The sequence below is a fragment of the Streptomyces sp. 549 genome (assembly GCF_030124175.1).
Taxonomy (GTDB): domain Bacteria; phylum Actinomycetota; class Actinomycetes; order Streptomycetales; family Streptomycetaceae; genus Streptomyces.
The window spans coordinates 96,057-113,996 of the sequence record NZ_JASKMT010000003.1 but is presented as its reverse complement, the minus strand read 5'-3'; the positions used below and the strand labels follow the sequence as shown (position 1 = coordinate 113,996).

General features: G+C 72.7%; 14 protein-coding genes. 12 read left to right on the top strand and 2 right to left on the bottom strand.

The window, feature by feature from the left end:
- Nucleotides 1–113 precede the first annotated feature (113 nt).
- The 11 genes from QNO07_RS04630 (at nt 114) to QNO07_RS04580 (ending at nt 13,703) form a co-directional block, all read left to right on the top strand.
- The gene (locus QNO07_RS04630) at nt 114–1,493 is read left to right on the top strand and encodes a DUF6716 putative glycosyltransferase (protein WP_283990185.1); all 1,380 of its coding nucleotides are present in this window, start codon (nt 114–116) and stop codon (nt 1,491–1,493) included.
- A gap of 128 nt (nt 1,494–1,621) precedes the next feature.
- A complete protein-coding gene (locus QNO07_RS04625; RefSeq protein ID WP_283990184.1) occupies nt 1,622–2,848 on the top strand; it encodes a cytidylyltransferase domain-containing protein in 1,227 nt (408 codons plus the stop codon).
- 13 nt (nt 2,849–2,861) lie between these two features.
- The gene (locus QNO07_RS04620; protein ID WP_283990183.1) at nt 2,862–3,830 is read left to right on the top strand and encodes an N-acetylneuraminate synthase family protein; all 969 of its coding nucleotides are present in this window, start codon (nt 2,862–2,864) and stop codon (nt 3,828–3,830) included.
- On the top strand, nt 3,811–5,013 hold the full coding sequence (locus tag QNO07_RS04615; RefSeq protein ID WP_502961775.1) for a hypothetical protein: 1,203 nt from the start codon (nt 3,811–3,813) through the stop codon (nt 5,011–5,013). Before QNO07_RS04620 ends, QNO07_RS04615 begins: the two co-directional genes overlap by 20 nt.
- Nucleotides 5,014–5,150: 137 nt before the next feature.
- A complete protein-coding gene (locus tag QNO07_RS04610; protein ID WP_502961784.1) occupies nt 5,151–6,416 on the top strand; it encodes a M20 family metallopeptidase in 1,266 nt (421 codons plus the stop codon).
- A gap of 259 nt (nt 6,417–6,675) precedes the next feature.
- Entirely contained in the window at nt 6,676–7,719 is a 1,044-nt protein-coding gene (locus tag QNO07_RS04605; protein WP_283990182.1) for a BMP family lipoprotein, read from the top strand.
- A gap of 248 nt (nt 7,720–7,967) precedes the next feature.
- Nucleotides 7,968–9,578 carry an ABC transporter ATP-binding protein gene (locus tag QNO07_RS04600; RefSeq protein WP_283990509.1) on the top strand — a complete coding sequence of 537 codons (1,611 nt, stop codon included), beginning with the start codon at nt 7,968–7,970 and terminating at the stop codon, nt 9,576–9,578.
- Complete coding sequence (locus tag QNO07_RS04595) at nt 9,575–10,690, top strand: ABC transporter permease (protein ID WP_283990181.1); 1,116 nt, start codon at nt 9,575–9,577, stop codon at nt 10,688–10,690. Before QNO07_RS04600 ends, QNO07_RS04595 begins: the two co-directional genes overlap by 4 nt.
- Nucleotides 10,687–11,946: an ABC transporter permease gene (locus QNO07_RS04590; RefSeq protein ID WP_283990180.1), complete on the top strand. Its 1,260-nt coding sequence runs from the start codon at nt 10,687–10,689 to the stop codon at nt 11,944–11,946. The genes QNO07_RS04595 and QNO07_RS04590 overlap by 4 nt, the downstream gene beginning before the upstream one ends.
- Entirely contained in the window at nt 11,943–12,350 is a 408-nt protein-coding gene (locus tag QNO07_RS04585) for a cytidine deaminase (protein ID WP_283990178.1), read from the top strand. Before QNO07_RS04590 ends, QNO07_RS04585 begins: the two co-directional genes overlap by 4 nt.
- An 84-nt stretch (nt 12,351–12,434) precedes the next feature.
- Nucleotides 12,435–13,703, top strand: coding sequence for a thymidine phosphorylase (locus QNO07_RS04580; RefSeq protein ID WP_283990176.1), 1,269 nt, complete (start codon nt 12,435–12,437; stop codon nt 13,701–13,703).
- A 55-nt stretch (nt 13,704–13,758) separates the two neighbouring features.
- Here the strand turns inward: QNO07_RS04580 and rox are convergent, their stop codons facing one another.
- Together rox and QNO07_RS04570 are read right to left on the bottom strand one after the other, a co-directional pair.
- A complete protein-coding gene (rox, locus tag QNO07_RS04575; RefSeq protein ID WP_283990508.1) occupies nt 13,759–15,237 on the bottom strand; it encodes a rifampin monooxygenase in 1,479 nt (492 codons plus the stop codon).
- A 301-nt stretch (nt 15,238–15,538) separates the two neighbouring features.
- Entirely contained in the window at nt 15,539–16,810 is a 1,272-nt protein-coding gene (locus tag QNO07_RS04570; protein ID WP_283990175.1) for an MFS transporter, read from the bottom strand.
- A 92-nt stretch (nt 16,811–16,902) separates the two neighbouring features.
- Here QNO07_RS04570 and QNO07_RS04565 point away from each other — a divergent pair, with 92 nt between their 5' ends.
- On the top strand, nt 16,903–17,865 hold the full coding sequence (locus QNO07_RS04565; protein ID WP_283990174.1) for a LysR family transcriptional regulator: 963 nt from the start codon (nt 16,903–16,905) through the stop codon (nt 17,863–17,865).
- Nucleotides 17,866–17,940: the final 75 nt, after the last annotated feature.

Genomic DNA, 17,940 nt, shown 5'->3' with positions numbered 1-17,940 from the left:
CGCGGTGAATGGCCTTGCCTCAAAAGGCGGTTGGCCGTAAGTCGGTGTGCTGTTAACCGTTTGTTGTATTCGCGTTGGGCCGCTCAGCCCTCTTGCTTCCTAGCGTCGTCGACGTGCCCACTCGTACCGCTCCCGAGACCGGTGACCGACCGCTTCGTGTCGCCGTCCTCGCCGACTCAGACACCCGCTGGAAGTGGGGTGCGCTCACCGCGCACCGCCTCGCACCCGGCGCGGTGATCGACGGCCTGCTGCTCAACGGCAGGGCCACCCCGACCGCACGGCAGCTCGCCGAGGTCGGCGTGGACGCCGCCTCCCTGCGCGAGGTCACCGCCGCCGAGTTCCTCGACGCGGTCGGTCCGTCGCCGCAGGGTGACGGCGCGGTGCCCGCCGGGCGGCGGCCCTACGACGCGGTGGTGCTGTCCTGCGTGGGCGGCACCGTGCAGGCGATGCTGCACGGCGTCGGCCGGCGCTGGGCGGACGCGGCCGGTGGCCCGCGGCCCGTGCTGGTCACGGGGTACGTGGGCGTCGTCTACGAGAAGCTCGCCGACGGGCTGCTGCTGCGCAACGGCGCGGACCTCGTCCTGGCCAACTCCGCCTACGACGCCGAGCGGTTCCGCGCCGTCTACGCCGGAGTGGGCGCCGGCACCGAGCCGGTGGTGGAGTGCGCGCTGCCGTTCCTCGACGGCGCCCCCTACCAGCCCTCCGGCGAGCGGCCGTTCACCGTCACCTTCGCCGTGCAGCCGTCGGTGCCGGCGAGTCGCGCCCACCGGCTGTACCTGCTGCGCCGCGCCGCCGAGCACGCCGCCGCGCACCCGGACCGCGAGGTGCTGGTGAAGCTGCGCAGCAAGCCGGGCGAGCAGACCACCCACATCGAGGAGCAGCCCTACCAGCGGCTGGCGAACCGGCTGCCCGGCGGCCTGCCCGCCAACTGCCGCCTGACGTACGGGCACATGGGCGAGGTACTGGACCGCACCGACCTGCTGGTGACGGTCAGCTCGACCGCCGCCCTGGAGTCCCTGCACCGGCAGATCCCCACCGCCGTGCTGACCGACCTGGGTGTCCGCGAGGAGCTGGGCAACCACCACTTCCTGGGTTCCGGCTGCCTGGCCTCCTGGGACCAGCTCGACGCGGGCCTGCTGCCCCGGGCCGACGCGGACTGGACCGCGCACCAGGGCGTCACCTCCACCGGGCCCCGGGAGGCGGTCTTCGACGCCGCCGGGAAGCGGCTCGCCGCACTGTGCGACCGTGCCGAACTTCCCCCCGTGCGGCCCTACTACACCGCGACCACCGCACCCGGCTACCTGCCGGGTGTGCTCGCCCGGCACGGCCTCGGTCCCGACGGCACCCCGCGGGCCGGTTCCACCGCCGACACGCGGCCCGTCTCGGCGGTGCGCCGCGCCGCGCGGAACGCCGTGCGCCGCGCCGCCCGCGGCGCCTACCGGCACGGCGTGCAGCGCGTCGCGCCCGTCATCCGCCGCATGGGGCAGCTGTGACACCCCCCGCCGCGGCCGGCGCCGGTCCCGCCCCCGGCGCACGCCCCGACACCGGTGCACGCCACAACCCCGGCACACACCACAACCGCAGCACGCAGCACGACCGAAGCGACCAGCAAGGAGCCCCCGTGCCCGCCACCGTCCTCGCCGTGATCCCCGCAAGGGGCGGCTCCAAGGGCGTGCCCGCGAAGAACCTGGCACCCGTCGGCGGTGTGCCGCTGGTCGTGCGGGCCGTCCGCGAGTGCCTGGCCGCCCGGCACGTCACCGACGTCGTCGTCTCCACCGACGACCCGGCGATCGCCGCCGCCGCCAGCGGCGCGGGCGCCGGGGTCGTCGAGCGGCCCCCGGCCATCGCCGGTGACACCGCCACCAGCGAGGCGGCGGTGCTGCACGCGATGGACACGCACCGCGAGCGGCACGGCACCGACGCCGACGTGGTGCTGCTCGTCCAGTGCACCAGCCCGTTCCTGGACCGGGAGGACGTGGCCGCGGTGGCCGCGGCCGTCCTGGAGGACGGCGCCGACAGCTCGCTCACGGTGGCCCCCTTCCACGGCTTCCTGTGGCGCGACGGCAGCGGCACCGGCGAAGACGGGACCGCCGGGGAGAGCGGCGACGCGCAGGACGGCGGCTACGGCGTCAACCACGACAAGTCCTTCCGCCCCCGCCGCCAGGACCGCCCCCAGGACCTGCTGGAGACCGGCGCCGCATACGCCATGCGGGCCGACGGGTTCCGCACGGCCGGGCACCGGTTCTTCGGCCGCACCCAGCCGGTGCGCACCGACCCCGCGCGGGTCCTGGAGATCGACGACCCGCACGAACTCGCCAGGGCCCGCGCCCTGGCCCCGCTGCTCGACGCCCGCCGCGCGCCCGCCCTGCCGGGCCGCGCCGACATCGACGCGGTGGTACTCGACTTCGACGGCACCCAGACCGACGACCGGGTGCTCGTCGACTCCGAAGGACGGGAACTCGTCGCCGTGCACCGCGGCGACGGACTCGGCATCGCCGCGCTCCGCCGGGCGGAGCTGAAGCTGCTGGTCCTGTCCACGGAACAGAACCCGGTCGTCGCCGCACGGGCCAGGAAGCTCCAGGTCCCCGTGCTGCACGGCATCGACCGGAAGGACCTCGCACTGAAGCAGTGGTGCGAGGAGCAGGGCATCGCGCCGGAGCGCGTGCTCTACGTCGGCAACGACGTCAACGACCTGCCGTGCTTCGGCCTGGTCGGCTGGCCGGTCGCCGTGGCCGGCGCCCACGACGTCGTACGCGGCGCAGCCCGCGCGGTCACCTCCGTCCCCGGAGGCTTCGGCGCGATCCGCGAGATCGCCTCGTGGATTCTCGGCCCCACTCTCGAGAGTTAAGGAACCACCCACCATGTCTGCAACTCCCGCCGGCAACCGTCTGCGCACCCTCGGCTCGAAGACCGCGGGCCCCGGCCACCCGGTCTACGTCACCGGTGAGATCGGCATCAACCACAACGGCGAGCTGGACAACGCCTTCGCGCTGATCGACGCCGCCGCCGACGCCGGCTGCGACGCGGTCAAGTTCCAGAAGCGCACCCCGGAGATCTGCACCCCGCGCGACCAGTGGGACATCGAGCGCGACACCCCCTGGGGCCGGATGACCTACATCGACTACCGCCACCGCGTCGAGTTCGGCGAGGACGAGTACCGGGCCATCGACGAGCACTGCCGCAAGCGCGGCATCGACTGGTTCGCCTCCCCGTGGGACACCGAGGCCGTCGCCTTCCTGGAGAAGTTCGACGTGCCCGCGCACAAGGTGGCCTCCGCGTCGCTCACCGACGACGAGCTGCTGCGCTCGCTGCGCGCCACCGGCCGCACCGTGATCCTGTCCACCGGCATGTCCACACCGAAGCAGATCCGGCACGCGGTGGAGGTGCTGGGCAGCGACAACATCCTGCTCTGCCACGCCACGTCCACCTACCCGGCGAAGGCCGAGGAGCTGAACCTGCGGGTGATCAACACGCTCCAGGCCGAGTACCCCAACGTGCCCATCGGCTACTCCGGCCACGAGACCGGCCTGCAGACCACGCTCGCCGCCGTCGCGCTCGGCGCCGCGTTCGTGGAGCGCCACATCACCCTGGACCGCGCCATGTGGGGCTCGGACCAGGCCGCCTCCGTCGAGCCGGGCGGCCTGCAGCGCCTGGTCCGCGACATCCGCACCATCGAGGCGTCGCTCGGTGACGGCGTCAAGAAGGTGTACGAGAGCGAGCTGGGCCCGATGAAGAAGCTGCGCCGCTTCCAGGGCGTCGTGGCGGAGAACGCCGGGAACGCCGAGAAGGCCGCCTCCGAGACGGACGCCCGTGAGCCGGCGCAGGTCTGACGTCACCGGGCGGGGCGGTTCCCCGGCCGCGGACGCGCCTGACCGCGTCCGCGCCGGGGGCGTGCTCGCCTTCGTGGAGAGCCCGGTGCAGCTGCTCAACGTGCTGGAGTGGTCGCATCTCCAGCACGGCGGGCAGCCGGCCGGGAAGCGGCAGCCGGGCCCCGGGGCGGGTCCCTCGGTCCACACGGAGGCGGGCCCCGCGGCCCGCCCCGGGCCGCCGCTGACCGTGGTCGTGCTGCCGCCGCACGACCCGATGACCCGCGGCCAGCTGCGCCGGATGGCGCAGCTGGCCCGGGACGAGGGCCACCGCGTGGAGTGGGCGCAGGCCCGCGGCGGCGCGCTGGCGCCGCTGAGGACGGTGTCGGCACTGGTCCGGCCGCTGCGCCGGGCCGCGCGCATCGTCATCGGCGACCCCTTCTCCCGCTACGTCCAGCTGCTGCTGGCCATGTCCGACCCGGACGTCGCGGTGACGGTGGTGGACGACGGCACGGCGACCATGGAGTTCGTCAACCAGCTCGCGCAGGGCGACCGGCACCTGGTGCGCTGGCACCGCAAGGGCGCGGGCGGCGCCCGCGCGCTGGCCTTCGCGCCGGTCTCGGCCGCCGCCCGCCGCCGCCTGACCGCCGGGGGCGCACGGCCGGTGGAGGTCTTCAGCGCCATGCCGGTCGAGGCCCCCGGGCAGGTGGCCGTCACCGCCAACACCTTCGCCTGGACGCGGGCCCGCTTCGGCCCGCCCCGGCTGACCCGCGGCACCGACCTCGTCGGCACCTCGCTGGTGGAGACCGGCGTGGTGGACGCGGACCGCTACCTGGAGGCCGTCGTGGCGCTGGCCGCCCGGCACGGCGCCACCCGCTACTTCGCGCACCGCCGGGAGAGCCCCGACAAGCTGCACCGGGTCTCCGTGGCCGCCGGGCTGGAGATCGTCCGTCCCGACCTGCCGCTGGAGCTCGTGGCGCGGCGGGGGCCGATCGGCCGTACCATCCTCAGCTTCCCGTCCACGGTGGTGCACACGCTGCCGCTGGCCCTGGTAGGTACCGAGGTCAAGGTGGCGGTGTGTGATGTGGATCCCGCATGGCTCACGTCACACGCGTCTCCCAGGGCGCAGAGCTTTCTCGCCGGGGTGACCGGAACGGCCCGCGACGTGCATCGCCTGGCGCGAGTGGGGGCCCGACCGGCGACGTAGTGGGCGTCATGCCATACCCAATCGAGTATGCGGCTATGCACGAGCCGTCAGTAAAATTTTCCCCTGAGTGGCTTAACTTTCCTTGATCAGTCGCCATGAGCCCCCCTACTGGGCATACGCTCGGTTGGGTGAACCACCTGCTGACATCAGAGTCCAGCACCCGGACCACCGATGAGACGTCCCTGCCCGGACTGCCCGCCCTGCCCGGCGCACTCCCGGAGGCGCTCCGGGCTGAGCTCGTGGGCTTCCGCCGCGACCTCCACATGCACCCCGAGCTGGGGCACCAGGAGTTCCGCACGACCGCCGCGATCAAGTCGCGGCTGGAGCGTGCCGGCCTGAAGCCGCGGGTACTCGACTCCGGTACCGGACTGATCTGCGACATCCTCCCCGGCAAGCCCGGCAAGAACGCACCCCGGGAGGCCGCCCGGCCCATGCTGGCGCTGCGCGCGGACATCGACGCGCTGCCCATTCCGGACACCAAGTCCGTGTCCTACCGCTCCACCGTGCCGGACCGTGCGCACGCGTGCGGCCACGACGTGCACACCACCGTGCTGCTCGGCGCGGGCCTGGTGCTGGCCGAGCTGGCCCGCGAGGGGCGGCTGCCGCGGCCGGTGCGGCTGGTCTTCCAGCCGGCCGAGGAGGTCCTGCCCGGCGGCGCCACCGAGGCCATCGAGAGCGGCGCGCTGAAGGGCGTCGGCCGCATCCTCGCCCTGCACTGCGACCCGCGGGTCGACGCCGGCCGCCTGGGCCTGCGCACCGGGCCGATCACCTCGGCCTGCGACCGCCTGGAGGTCACCCTGGAGGGCGCGGGCGGCCACACCGCTCGTCCGCACCTGACCACCGACCTGATCACCGCCACCGCGAAGGTGGTCACCGAGGCCCCCGCGCTGCTCTCCCGCCGGGTCGACGCGCGCTCCGGGCTCGCGCTCACCTGGGGGCAGGTCGTCTCCGGCCACGCGTGCAACGTCATCCCGCAGCACGCCGAACTGTCCGGAACCGTGCGCTGCCTCAACCTGGACGCCTGGCGCCTGGCGCCGGACCTGGTGCACGCCGCGGTCGACGAGGTCGCCGGCATGTACCGGGCCAAGTCCGAGATCAACTACATCCGCGGCGTGCCTCCGGTCGTCAACGAGGCGACCAGCACCGCGCTGCTGCGCGAGGCGATGACGGCCCGGCGCGGCGCCGACTCGGTGGAGTCCACCGAGCAGAGCCTGGGTGGCGAGGACTTCTCCTGGTACCTGGAGCACGTGCCAGGTGCGATGGCCCGGCTGGGTGTGCGCCCGCCTGGCGAGACCGTCCCGCGCGACATCCACCAGGGCGACTTCGACGCCGACGAGAGCGCCATCACGGTCGGCGTGGAGCTGTTCACGGCCGCCGCCCTGCTGGACGCCGCCGGGGAGTGAACCCCGGCCCGGCCGCGGTCCGAGCCCGGTCCGACCTCAGACCGAACCCGGTCCGAATCCGGTCCGAATCCGGACCGGGGCCGAGCTGAAAACGCTTTCTTCGCCTGCCCGGCACTGTCGGTGGGGGTGGCTGAAACCCTCCGTTAACACCGAATCGGTAACGGAGGCCAGTCGGCCCTTTACCTGACATCTACGCGCGTTACTCTGAGCCGAAGCCAGCGCCGGAAGAGGCGCTTCGGGAGTCGAAGGAGACCCTCTCTTGCGTCGGTTCAGCAAAGTCGCCGCCGCGGTCACCGCGACCGCGGCCCTCGCATTCACCACCGCCGCGTGCGGCGGGACCTCCACCGAGTCCGACTCCGACGAGGAGAAGGGCGCAGCGATCGCCTACGACGTCGGCGGCCGTGGAGACCAGTCCTTCAACGACGCCGCCTTCGCGGGCCTGGAGAAGGCCAAGAAGGAGTTCGGCTTCGAGGGCCGGGACGTCGAGCCCTCCGACGGAGAGGCCGACGCCGACAAGGTCAACCGCCTCAACGAGCTGGCCCGCCAGGGCTACAACCCGGTGATCGGCGTGGGCTTCGCCTACGCCGCGGCCATCGAGGACGCCGCCAAGAAGAACCCGGACGTCACCTTCGGCCTCATCGACGACGACACGGTCAAGGCCGACAACGTCGTGAACATGGTCTTCACCGAGGAGCAGGGCTCGTACCTGGCCGGTGTCGCCGCCGCCAAGACGACCGAGACCAAGACGGTGGGCTTCGTCGGCGGTGTCGAGATCCCGCTGATCAAGAAGTTCGAGGCCGGCTTCGTCCAGGGTGTCAAGGACACCGACGACTCGGTCGAGATCAAGCGCCAGTACCTGACGCAGCCGCCGGACATGGGCGGCTTCTCCAAGCCGGACCTCGGCAAGGCCGCCGCACAGGGCCAGCTGGACGACGACGCGGACGTCGTCTACCACGCCGCCGGCCTCGCCGGCCAGGGTGTCATCGAGGCCGCGGCCGCGAAGGACAAGTGGGTCATCGGTGTCGACTCAGACCAGTACTCGCAGAAGACGCTGGCCAAGTTCAAGGACAGCATCCTCACGTCCATGACGAAGGACGTCTCCGGCGCGGTCTACGCGCTGATCGAGTCCGTGCAGGACGGCAAGCCGCTGGAGGGCGTGCAGCGCTTCTCCCTGGAGGACGACGGTGTCGGCCTGGCCGACTCCAACCCGGCCTTCACCGAGATGACCGAGCTGCAGGACGCGGTCAAGAAGGCCAAGGACGAGATCATCGACGGCAAGATCACCGTCAAGACCTCACCCTGACGTCCCGCGGTCGCCGCCCGGCCGGCCGCCGGCCGGGCAGCGGCGGCAACCTCCGGCCCGTCCCGGGAGGGGTACCCCACCTCTCCCGGGCGGGCCGGTATCCGGCCCCGCGCTCTACGCGCGTAGCGCGAGTCCCGGCACGGTAGCGTCAACCCTCGCCCACCTGGGTTCCCGGCAGCTTCCGGCAGCTTCCCGGCGTCTTACCGGTGTTTCCCGGCAGCGCGGCAACCAACCCCGAGCGACTCCTTATTCCCCGAGGAGAGTGCAGCATCAACGCCTCCAGCAGCCCGCCAGCCGTCGAACTGGCAGGGATCACGAAACGTTTTCCCGGAGTCGTGGCCAACCACGACATCCACCTGTCCGTCCGCACGGGCACGGTCCACGCCATCGTCGGTGAGAACGGCGCCGGCAAGTCGACCCTGATGAAGATCCTCTACGGCATGCAGAAGCCGGACGAGGGCACCATCAGCGTCCAGGGCGAGCCGGTCGCCTTCGGCAGCCCGGGCGACGCCATCGCACAGGGCATCGGCATGGTGCACCAGCACTTCATGCTGGCCGACAACCTGACCGTGCTGGAGAACACCGTTCTCGGCAGCGAGAAGCTGCACGGCATCGGGTCCGGCGCCCGCGACCGGATCAACGAGATCTCGCAGTCCTACGGCCTGGGCATCAGGCCGGACGTGCTCGTGGAGGACCTCGGCGTCGCCGACCGCCAGCGGGTGGAGATCCTCAAGGTCCTCTACCGGGGCGCGCGCACCCTGATCCTCGACGAGCCGACGGCCGTCCTGGTCCCGCAGGAGGTGGACGCACTCTTCGCCAACCTGCGCGAACTCAAGGCCGAGGGCCTCACCGTCATCTTCATCTCGCACAAGCTGGGCGAGGTGCTGTCGGTCGCCGACGAGATCACCGTCATCCGCCGGGGCACCACCGTCGCCTCGGTCCAGCCCTCCGAGGTGACCACCAGGCAGCTCGCCGAGCTGATGGTCGGCAGCGAACTGCCCTCTCCCGAGACCCGCGAGTCCACGGTCACCACCAGGCCGATGCTGCGGGTGGAGGACCTCACCCTCACGGACGACGCCGCGCACGGCCACCGCAAGCTGCTGGACGGCATCGGCTTCACCATCCACGAGGGCGAGGTGCTGGGCCTGGCGGGCGTCGAGGGCAACGGCCAGACGGAACTCATCGACGCACTCATCGGCACCCGTCCCCTGGACGGCGGCCTCATCGAGCTGGGCGGCCAGGACATCACGCGCTGGGCCACCCGCAGGCGCCGCGAGGGCGGCGTCGGCTACATCCCCGAGGACCGCCACCGGCACGGCCTGCTGCTGGAAGCGCCGCTGTGGGAGAACCGCATCCTCGGCCACGTCAGCGAGGCGCCCAACAGCCGCGGCGTCTGGCTCGACCTGAAGGCCGCCCGCGCCGACACCGAGCGCATCGTGCGCGAGTACGACGTGCGCACGCCCGGCATCGAGGTCACCGCGGCGTCACTGTCCGGCGGCAACCAGCAGAAGCTGATCGTCGGCCGCGAGATGAGCCACCACCCGCGGCTGCTGATCGCCGCGCACCCCACCCGGGGTGTCGACGTCGGGGCGCAGGCGCAGATCTGGGACCAGATCCGCGACGCCCGGCGCGAGGGCCTCGCCGTGCTGCTGATCTCGGCGGACCTCGACGAGCTGATCGGCCTCTCCGACACGCTGCGTGTCATCTACCGCGGCCGGCTCGTCGCGGACGCCGACCCGGCGACCATCACTCCGGAGGAGCTGGGCTCCGCCATGACCGGTGCCGCCAGCGGCCACCTGGAAGCTTCCGACCGCGACGCGGCCGAGGGCCCGCGGGACGCCGGGGGAGAGGAACGATGAAGAAGTTCGACAAGGACCGCATCATCCTGGCAGCCGCCGGACCGGTCCTCGCCATCGGCGTCGCCGTGCTGCTCACCTCCGCCGTACTGCTGCTGACCGGGCGCAACCCGGTCGAGCCGTACCTGCTGATGATCGAGTACGCGGCCAACGCCGACATCCAGGTGCTCATCATCAACCAGGCCACCACCTACTACCTGGCCGCGCTGGCCGTGGCGGTCGGCTTCCGGATGAACCTGTTCAACATCGGCGTCGACGGCCAGTACCGCCTGGCGGCGATGGCCGCCGCGCTGGTCGGTGCGTCCGTCAGCCTGCCCGCCCCGCTGCACGTGCTGCTGATCCTCGCCGTGGCGATGCTCGTCGGCGCGTTCTGGGCCGGCATCGCGGGCATCCTGAAGACCACCCGCGGCGTCAGCGAGGTCGTCTCCACGATCATGCTGAACGCCATCGCGACCAGCCTGATCGCCTACCTGATCCTGCCGGCGCAGTTCGGCCAGCAGCGCGGCAACAACCTCAACACCGGCGCCATCCCCGAGTCCGGCTGGTTCCCCAGCTTCGACATGGGCGAGGCCGGCGAGATCTACGGCTTCATCGTCGTCGCCGCGCTGTGCGGCCTCGTCTACTGGCTGGTGCTCGGCCGCACCCGCTTCGGCTTCGACCTGCGCGCCACCGGCGCCAGCCAGAGCGCGGCAGCCGCCAGCGGTGTCGACGCCAAGAGGATGGTCCTCGCCAGCATGGTCATCTCCGGCGGCATCGCCGGCCTGGCCGGCATGCCCGTCCTGCTCGGCGACTCCCACACCTACAGCCTCGACTTCCCCGCCGGCGTGGGATTCACCGGCATCACCATCGCCCTGCTGGGCCGCAACCACCCGATCGGGATCGCGCTCGGCGCGCTGCTCATCGCCTTCCTCGACAAGGCGTCGGCCACGCTCGACTACAACGGCTACGAGAAGGAGATCGCGACGATCATGCAGGGCCTGATCGTGATCGCCGTCGTCGTCAGCTACGAGTCCGTACGCCGCTACGGCCTGCGCCGCCAGCAGCAGAAGGTCGGCGAGGAACTGGCAGCCGCCGCGGGGAACGGCCCGCACACCGCCAAGGAGGCCTCGGCATGAGCACCGTCCTCAGCAAGCCGGCCACGGCGCCCAAGCCCGGCGGACGCCGCCGCCTCAGCCTCGCGGAGTGGATGCTCGTCCTCGCCGCCGGACTGGCGCTGTTCTCCGTCGTGCGCCTCATCACCGGCGCGAACGGCATCTCCTCCGTCGGCCAGGTCTCCACCGCGCTGCACCTGGCCGTGCCGATCGGCCTCGCCGGCCTCGGCGGCCTGTGGGCCGAACGCGCCGGCGTCATCAACATCGGCCTCGAGGGCATGATGATCCTCGGCACCTGGTTCGGCGCCTACGCCGGTGTGCAGTGGGGCCCGTGGACCGGAGTCATCTTCGGCATCCTCGGCGGCGCGCTCGGCGGCCTCATCCACGCCATCGCCACCGTCGGCTTCGGCGTCAACCACATCGTGTCCGGTGTGGCCATCAACGTGCTCGCCGTGGGCGTCACCCGCTACCTGGCCAGCTTCACCTTCGCCGAGATGGAGGGCGGCACCGTGAAGCAGTCGCCGCCCATCGAGGCCATCGAGCGCATCACCGTGCCGGGCTTCTCCGACGCCATGCAGACGCTCAACCAGAAACACTGGTTCTTCGTCTCCGACCTGGCGGGCTTCGCCGGCGGCCTCACCACCAACCTGTCGCTGCTGACCGTGGTGGCGCTGCTGCTGGTGCCGGGCAGCTGGTGGGTGCTGTGGCGCACCTCCTTCGGCCTGCGCCTGCGCTCCTGCGGCGAGAACCCGATCGCCGCCGAGTCCCTGGGCGTCAACGTCTACCGCTACAAGTACCTCGCGGTGGTCATCTCCGGTGGCTTCGCCGGGCTCGGCGGCGTGTTCCTCGCCGAGGTGGCGTCGAACATCTACCAGGAGGGGCAGACCGGCGGACGCGGCTACATCGGCCTAGCGGCGATGATCTTCGGCAACTGGATGCCGGGCGGCATGGCGCTGGGTGCCGGCCTCTTCGGCTACGCCGACAGCCTCAACCTGCGCGGCGGCGGGCAGAACGTGCACGCCCTGCTGCTGCTCCTGGCCATCCTGCTGGTGCTGGCCTGCGCGTGGGAGATCTACCGCAAGAAGTACCTGACCGGTCTGGCCGCGGGCGCCACCGCCCTGGGCCTGTTCGGCTGGTACCTGGCGGTCGACGAGGTCCCCAGCCAGTTCGTCAGCGCCGCCCCCTACGTCGCGACGCTGCTGGTGCTCGCGCTGTCCGCCCAGCGGCTGCGCATGCCCAAGGCCAACGGCAAGCCCTACCGCAAGGGCGAGGGCAAGTGACGGCCGTGCCCGAGGGCTCGCCGTTCGAGGGCCTGCGGCGGCAGGCCCGGGCCGCGATGGCCCGGGCCTACGCCCCCTACTCCGGGTTCCCCGTCGGAGCCGCCGCCCTGGTCGACGACGGCCGGACGGTCAGCGGCTGCAACGTGGAGAACGCCGCGTACGGGGTCGCGCTGTGCGCCGAGTGCGGGCTCGTCTCCGAACTCGTCGCCACCGGCGGCGGCAGGCTCACCCACTTCAGCTGCTGCGACCGCAACGGCGACCTGCTGATGCCGTGCGGACGCTGCCGCCAGCTGCTGTGGGAGCACGGCGGGCCCGACCTGCTGGTGGACACCGCACACGGTGTGCGCCCGATGGCCGAACTCCTCCCCGACGCGTTCGGCCCCGAGGACCTCGCCAACCGCTGAGCCCCGCCGGGCCCGGCCGGAACAGTCCCCGCACGGACCCGGCCGGGCCCGCCCGCATTCCGCTCGACACGCAAGGAGCACCACATGGACGCGATCTCTGTCATCCGCACGAAGCGCGACGGGCAGCCGCTCAGCCCCGAGCAGATCGACTGGGTCATCGACGCCTACACCCGGGGCGCCGTCGCGGACGAGCAGATGTCCGCGCTCGCCATGGCGATCCTGCTGAACGGCATGGACCGTGCCGAGATCGCCCGCTGGACCGCCGCGATGATCGCCAGCGGCGAGCGCATGGACTTCTCGTCCCTGCCGCGCCCCACCGCCGACAAGCACTCCACCGGCGGCGTCGGCGACAAGATCACCCTGCCGCTCGCCCCGCTGGTCGCCGCCTGCGGCGCCGCCGTGCCGCAGCTCTCCGGGCGGGGCCTCGGCCACACCGGCGGCACCCTGGACAAGCTGGAGTCCATCCCCGGCTGGCAGGCGCTGCTGTCCAACGCGCGCATGATGGACGTGCTGCGCGACGTCGGCGCGGTGATCTGCGCCGCGGGTGACGGCCTGGCCCCCGCCGACAAGAAGCTCTACGCGCTGCGGGACGTCACCGGCACCGTCGAGGCCATCCCGCTGATCGCCAGCTCCATCATGTCCAAGAAGATCGCCGAGGGCACCGGCTCCCTCGTCCTGGACGTCAAGGTCGGCTCGGGCGCCTTCATGAAGACCGTCGAGGACGCCCGCGAACTGGCCAGCACCATGGTCGGCCTGGGCACCGACCACGGCGTGCGCACGGTCGCGCTGCTCACCGACATGTCCACCCCGCTCGGTCTGACCGCGGGCAACGCGCTGGAGGTCCGCGAGTCGGTGGAGGTGCTCGCCGGCGGCGGCCCGGCCGACGTGGTGGAGCTGACGCTGGCGCTGGCCCGCGAGATGCTCGACGCGGCGGGCCTGCCCGACGCCGACCCGGCGAAGGCGCTGGCCGACGGCTCCGCGATGGACCACTGGCGCCGCATGATCTCCGCCCAGGGCGGCGACCCGGACGCGGAACTGCCCGTGGCCCGGGAGCAGCACGTGGTCACCGCCCCCGCGTCCGGCGTGCTGAGCCGCCTCGACGCCTATGCCGTGGGGGTCGCCGCGTGGCGGCTCGGCGCGGGCCGGGCGCGCAAGGAGGACCCGGTGCAGGCGGGCGCGGGCGTCGAGCTGCACGCGAAGCCCGGCGACGAGGTACGCGAGGGCCAGCCGCTGATGACCCTGCACACCGACACTCCCGAGGCGTTCCCGTACGCGCTCTCCGCGCTCGACGACGCGGTGGACGTCGGCGGTGAGCACACCGACCGGCCGATCGTGCTCAGCCGCATCGCCTGATCCGGCCCGGTCCCGGGCCCGCCGCCGCACCGCGCAGCGGCGGCGGGCCGCACGCTCAGGCGGCGGGCGCGCCGAACCACCGCGCCAGCGGGCCCTCCAGGCCCTGCTGCTCGTCGCCGACCCACGCCACGTGGCCGTCCGGCCGCAGCAGCACCGCGGGCACGTCCAGCCGATCGGCGCCGCCGGTGCCGTTGGTGTCGCCGGTACTGTCCGTGCCGCCGGCGCCGCCGACGTCGACCAGCCGGTCGACCCGGTCCGACCAGCCCTTCACCGAGAGCCGGCCGGTGCGGTCAAGCAGCAGGCCCCGGCCACCGTGCAGATGGTCGTAGAGGCGCCCGCTCTCCAGCTCGACGTCCCGCAGGTGACGGCCCAGCAGGGGGTGCCCGTCGCCGAGGTCGTAGCGGACCCCGATCGCGGTGACCTTCTCGATCAGGTACCGGTTCACCTCCTCGAAGCCCATCAGCTCCCACAGCAGCCGGCGGGCGGCCTGCGGACCCGCCTCCGGTGACAGCAGCATCATCTGCACCCGGGTGTTCTCCAGCACGTCGGCGGCCACCGGGTGCCGCTCACTGTGGTAGCTGTCCAGCAGCCCCTCGGGCGCCCAGCCGTTGACCTCGGCAGCCAGCTTCCACCCGAGGTTGAACGCGTCCTGCAGCCCGAGGTTGAGCCCCTGCCCGCCGGTCGGCGGGTGGATGTGGGCCGCGTCCCCGGCCAGCAGCACCCGGCCGGCCCGATAGCGCTCGGCCAGCCGGGTGGCGTCACCGAAGCGGGAGAGCCAGCGCGGCGAGTGCACGCCGAAGTCGGTGCCGGCGAACACCCGCAGCCGTTCTTTCAGCTCCTCCAGGGTCGGCGGCACGCCGCGGTCGGCGGCCACACCCTCGGCGGGCACGATGACGCGGAACACCCCCTCCCCGAGCGGCATGGCGCCGAACCGCAGGTGCGTCCTGCGGACCTCGTCCACCGCCGCGGCCAGCGTCTGCGGAGGCACGTCCACCTCCACGTCGCCCAGCAGCGTCTCCACCCTGCTGGGCTCCCCGGGGAAGCCCACACCGAGCAGCCTGCGCACCGTGCTGCGACCGCCGTCGCAGCCGACCAGGTAGCGCGCACGCAGCCGTGTGCCGTCGGCCAGCTCGGCCGTCACCCCGTCCGCGTCCTGACTGAGCCCGGTCACCTCCTGGCCGCGCCGGATCTCGGCGCCCGCAGTGGTGGCGTGCTCGGTCAGCAGGCGCTCGGTGACGTGCTGCGGGATGGCGAGCACGTAGGAGTGCGCGGTGTCGAGCCGCTCGGGCCACGGCCGGTCGATGCCGCCGAAGAAGCCGCCGACCGCGAACTTCTCACCATGCGCGAGGAACCGTTCCAGCAGGCCGCGCTGGGCCATCACCTCCACACTGCGCGCGTGCAGCCCGCGCGAGCGGGACGGGCCGGTCGGTTCCGGCTCCCGCTCCAGCACCACCACCCGCACGCCGTGCAGCCGCAGTTCACCGGCGAGCATCAGGCCGGTCGGCCCGCCGCCGGCAACGATCACGTCGATCATGTCCTCGCCCCGTCCCACAAGGTCGTCTACCGGCCGGTCGCTGCGGCGGGTGCGCACGGTCTCCTGCGGCACCCGGGACGCAGAAGCTCATCCGTGGAGCGACAGAAGCACACGCACCCGGCGAACCGCTGAAATCCGCAGGTTCCGGCTTCGAGTGGCGATTCTGCGGCACACCCCGGGCCTTGCGGCAAGCCCCCCGGTCGGCTATACCTTGAGAGTGGCAAGGAGGCGGTGACCTCCTTGCCTTTGCTGTTTCCGCGGGCCGTTCCCCCCCACCGGGGGCGGGCGGCCGGTCCGCGTGTCAGGCCGGGGCGGCGGTGACGGTGGCCGCGGCGGCGGCCTGGCGGCGCTCGACGACGGCGCGGCGGGTCGCGTAGACCGTGATGCCGCCCGCGGCGGCCAGGGCGGCCAGCGCCATCAGCACCGTCGCGTGCCAGCCGGCGGCGTGGAAGGCGAGCGCGCCGACCGTGCCGCCCAGCGAACTGCCCAGGTAGTAGGCCATCTGGTACAGCGCCGAGGCCTGCGCCCGGCCGGAACTGACGCTGCGGCTCACCGAGGACGAGGCGGTGGCGTGCCCGGCGAAGAAGCCCGCCGTGATGAGTACCAGGCCTGCCAGGACCGCCGTCAGGCTCTCCACCAGGCTCAGTGCCAGCCCGGCCGCGGTGGTGCCGATCGCCAGGTAGAGCGTGCCGCGCCGGCCGAGGCGGCCCACGATCCGCCCTGCCGCCGCCGACGAGGCGGTACCGACGAGGTAGATGACGAAGACGGAACCGACCACGCCCTGCGACAGCGAGAACGGCTCCTGCACGAGCCGGTAGCCGACCACGGTGTACACCGCGCCGAAGACCACCATGAACAGCATGCCGATGGCGTAGAGCCGGCGCAGCAGCGCATCGCCCAGGTGGCCGCGCACGGTGCGCACCAGCGCGCGCGGGGCGAGCGGCGCGGGGGTGAAGTTGTGGGCCCGGGGAGCCAGTAGACGGAAGACCACCGCGCCCAGCAGCGCGAGCAGCGCCACCGCCAGCAGCGCCGTCCGCCACCCCCAGCCGTCCGCGACCCAGCCGGTGAGGATGCGCCCGGTCATGCCGCCGACGCTGTTGCCCGCCACGAACAGGCCGATCGCGCCGACCAGTGCGCTCGGCCGCAGCTCCTCCGACAGGTACGCCATAGCCGACGCCGGGATGCCCGCGATCGCCGCGCCCTGCACCGCGCGCAGCACGATCAGCGTGGTGAGGTTCGGAGCCAGGGGCAGCACCAGCGCGATTCCCACCGCGACCGCCACCGACACCGTCATCAGCCGCCGCCGGCCGAACCGCTCGGAGAGCATGCTCAGCGGCAGCACGCACACCGCGAGGGCGAGCGTGGCCGCCGACACCGTCCAACTGGCCTGCCCGGGAGTCACGCCGAAGTCGGCGGACAGCGCGGGCAGCAGCGCCTGGGTGGAGAACAGCAGCGCGAAGGTGGCCAGGCCCACGGCGAACAGCGCGAGATTGATCCGGCGGTTGCCGGGGGCGGGGAACGGCGGAGCGGAGGCACCCACGGTGGCGGGTGCCCCGGTATCAACGGAAGGCATGGTTCGAAGGTAGAGTCGCGACTCTGATGCGTCCAATGCACAAACTCGCAGATACTGATGCAGTGGTGCATGAAGCCAGGTGAGGGGGTGCTGTGTCACCGTCAGGAAACGAAAAAGACATCGCGGCAACACCACGCACAGCGGACATCGACGCCGGTTCCTGGGCAGCGACGCTCACCCCGCGGCTGGCCCAGTTCGTCGCCGTGGCCCGCCACGAGCACGTCACCCGGGCCGCCCGGGAGTTGGCCGTACCGCAGTCCACGCTCAGCCGGTCCATGGCCAGGCTGGAAGCGGACCTCGGCGTCGCGCTGTTCGCCCGGCACGGCCGGACGGTCTCGCTCACCGCGGCGGGGCGGGCGTTCCTGAACTCCGTGGAGCCCGCGCTCGCCTCCGTCGAGCAGGCCGCGGAGGCCGTCCGCTCCGACGCGGACCCGGCCACCGGCAAGGTGGCCTTCGGCTTCCTGCACACGCTCGGCTCGGAGACCGTGCCGGAACTCATCCGCACCTTCCGCGCCGACCATCCCCGGATCCGCTTCTCGCTCGTGCAGAACTACGGCGAGGCGATGCTGGAGCGGCTGCGCGCCGGCGACCTGGACCTGTGCCTGATCTCGCCGGTGCCGGACGCCCCCGACCTGGTGGTGCGGCGGCTGGACGAGCAGCGGCTGCGGCTGGTGGTGCCCGACGACCACCGGCTGGCCGGGCGCAAACGGGTCCGGCTCGCGGAGGCCCGCGACGAGTCGTTCATCACGCTGGAACCCGGCTACGGCATGCGGCGCATCTTCGACGCGCTGTGCGCCGAAGCCGGCTTCCGGCCGCGGATCGCCTTCGAGGGCGAGGAGTCCGAGACGCTGCGCGGCCTGGTCGCCGCCGGTCTCGGTGTGGCACTGCTGCCGCCGCCCACGGTGCCCCGGCCCGGCGTGCGGGAGCTGGCGGTCACGGCGCCGAGAGCCGCCCGGGAGATCGGCGTCGCCTGGCTCGACGGCCACCCCGACACCCCGCCCGTGGCCGCCTTCAAGCGGTTCCTGCTCAGCCGCCGCGGCCGACTCCTGGCCTGACCCCGGGGGTGGTCGCGGGGGCCTGCTCGGGCGGTGCGTCGTCAGCGGCTGCGCACAACCCGGACCACGGCTGCG

Bases quoted from the DNA above. Each gene is read 5' to 3' on its own strand.
- QNO07_RS04620 (WP_283990183.1), top strand. From the start codon at position 2,862: ATGTCTGCAACTCCCGCCGGCAACCGTCTGCGCACCCTCGGCTCGAAG.
- QNO07_RS04595 (WP_283990181.1), top strand. From the start codon at position 9,575: ATGAAGAAGTTCGACAAGGACCGCATCATCCTGGCAGCCGCCGGACCG.
- QNO07_RS04590 (WP_283990180.1), top strand. From the start codon at position 10,687: ATGAGCACCGTCCTCAGCAAGCCGGCCACGGCGCCCAAGCCCGGCGGA.
- QNO07_RS04580 (WP_283990176.1), top strand. From the start codon at position 12,435: ATGGACGCGATCTCTGTCATCCGCACGAAGCGCGACGGGCAGCCGCTC.
- rox (WP_283990508.1), bottom strand. From the start codon at position 15,237: ATGATCGACGTGATCGTTGCCGGCGGCGGGCCGACCGGCCTGATGCTC.
- QNO07_RS04570 (WP_283990175.1), bottom strand. From the start codon at position 16,810: ATGCCTTCCGTTGATACCGGGGCACCCGCCACCGTGGGTGCCTCCGCT.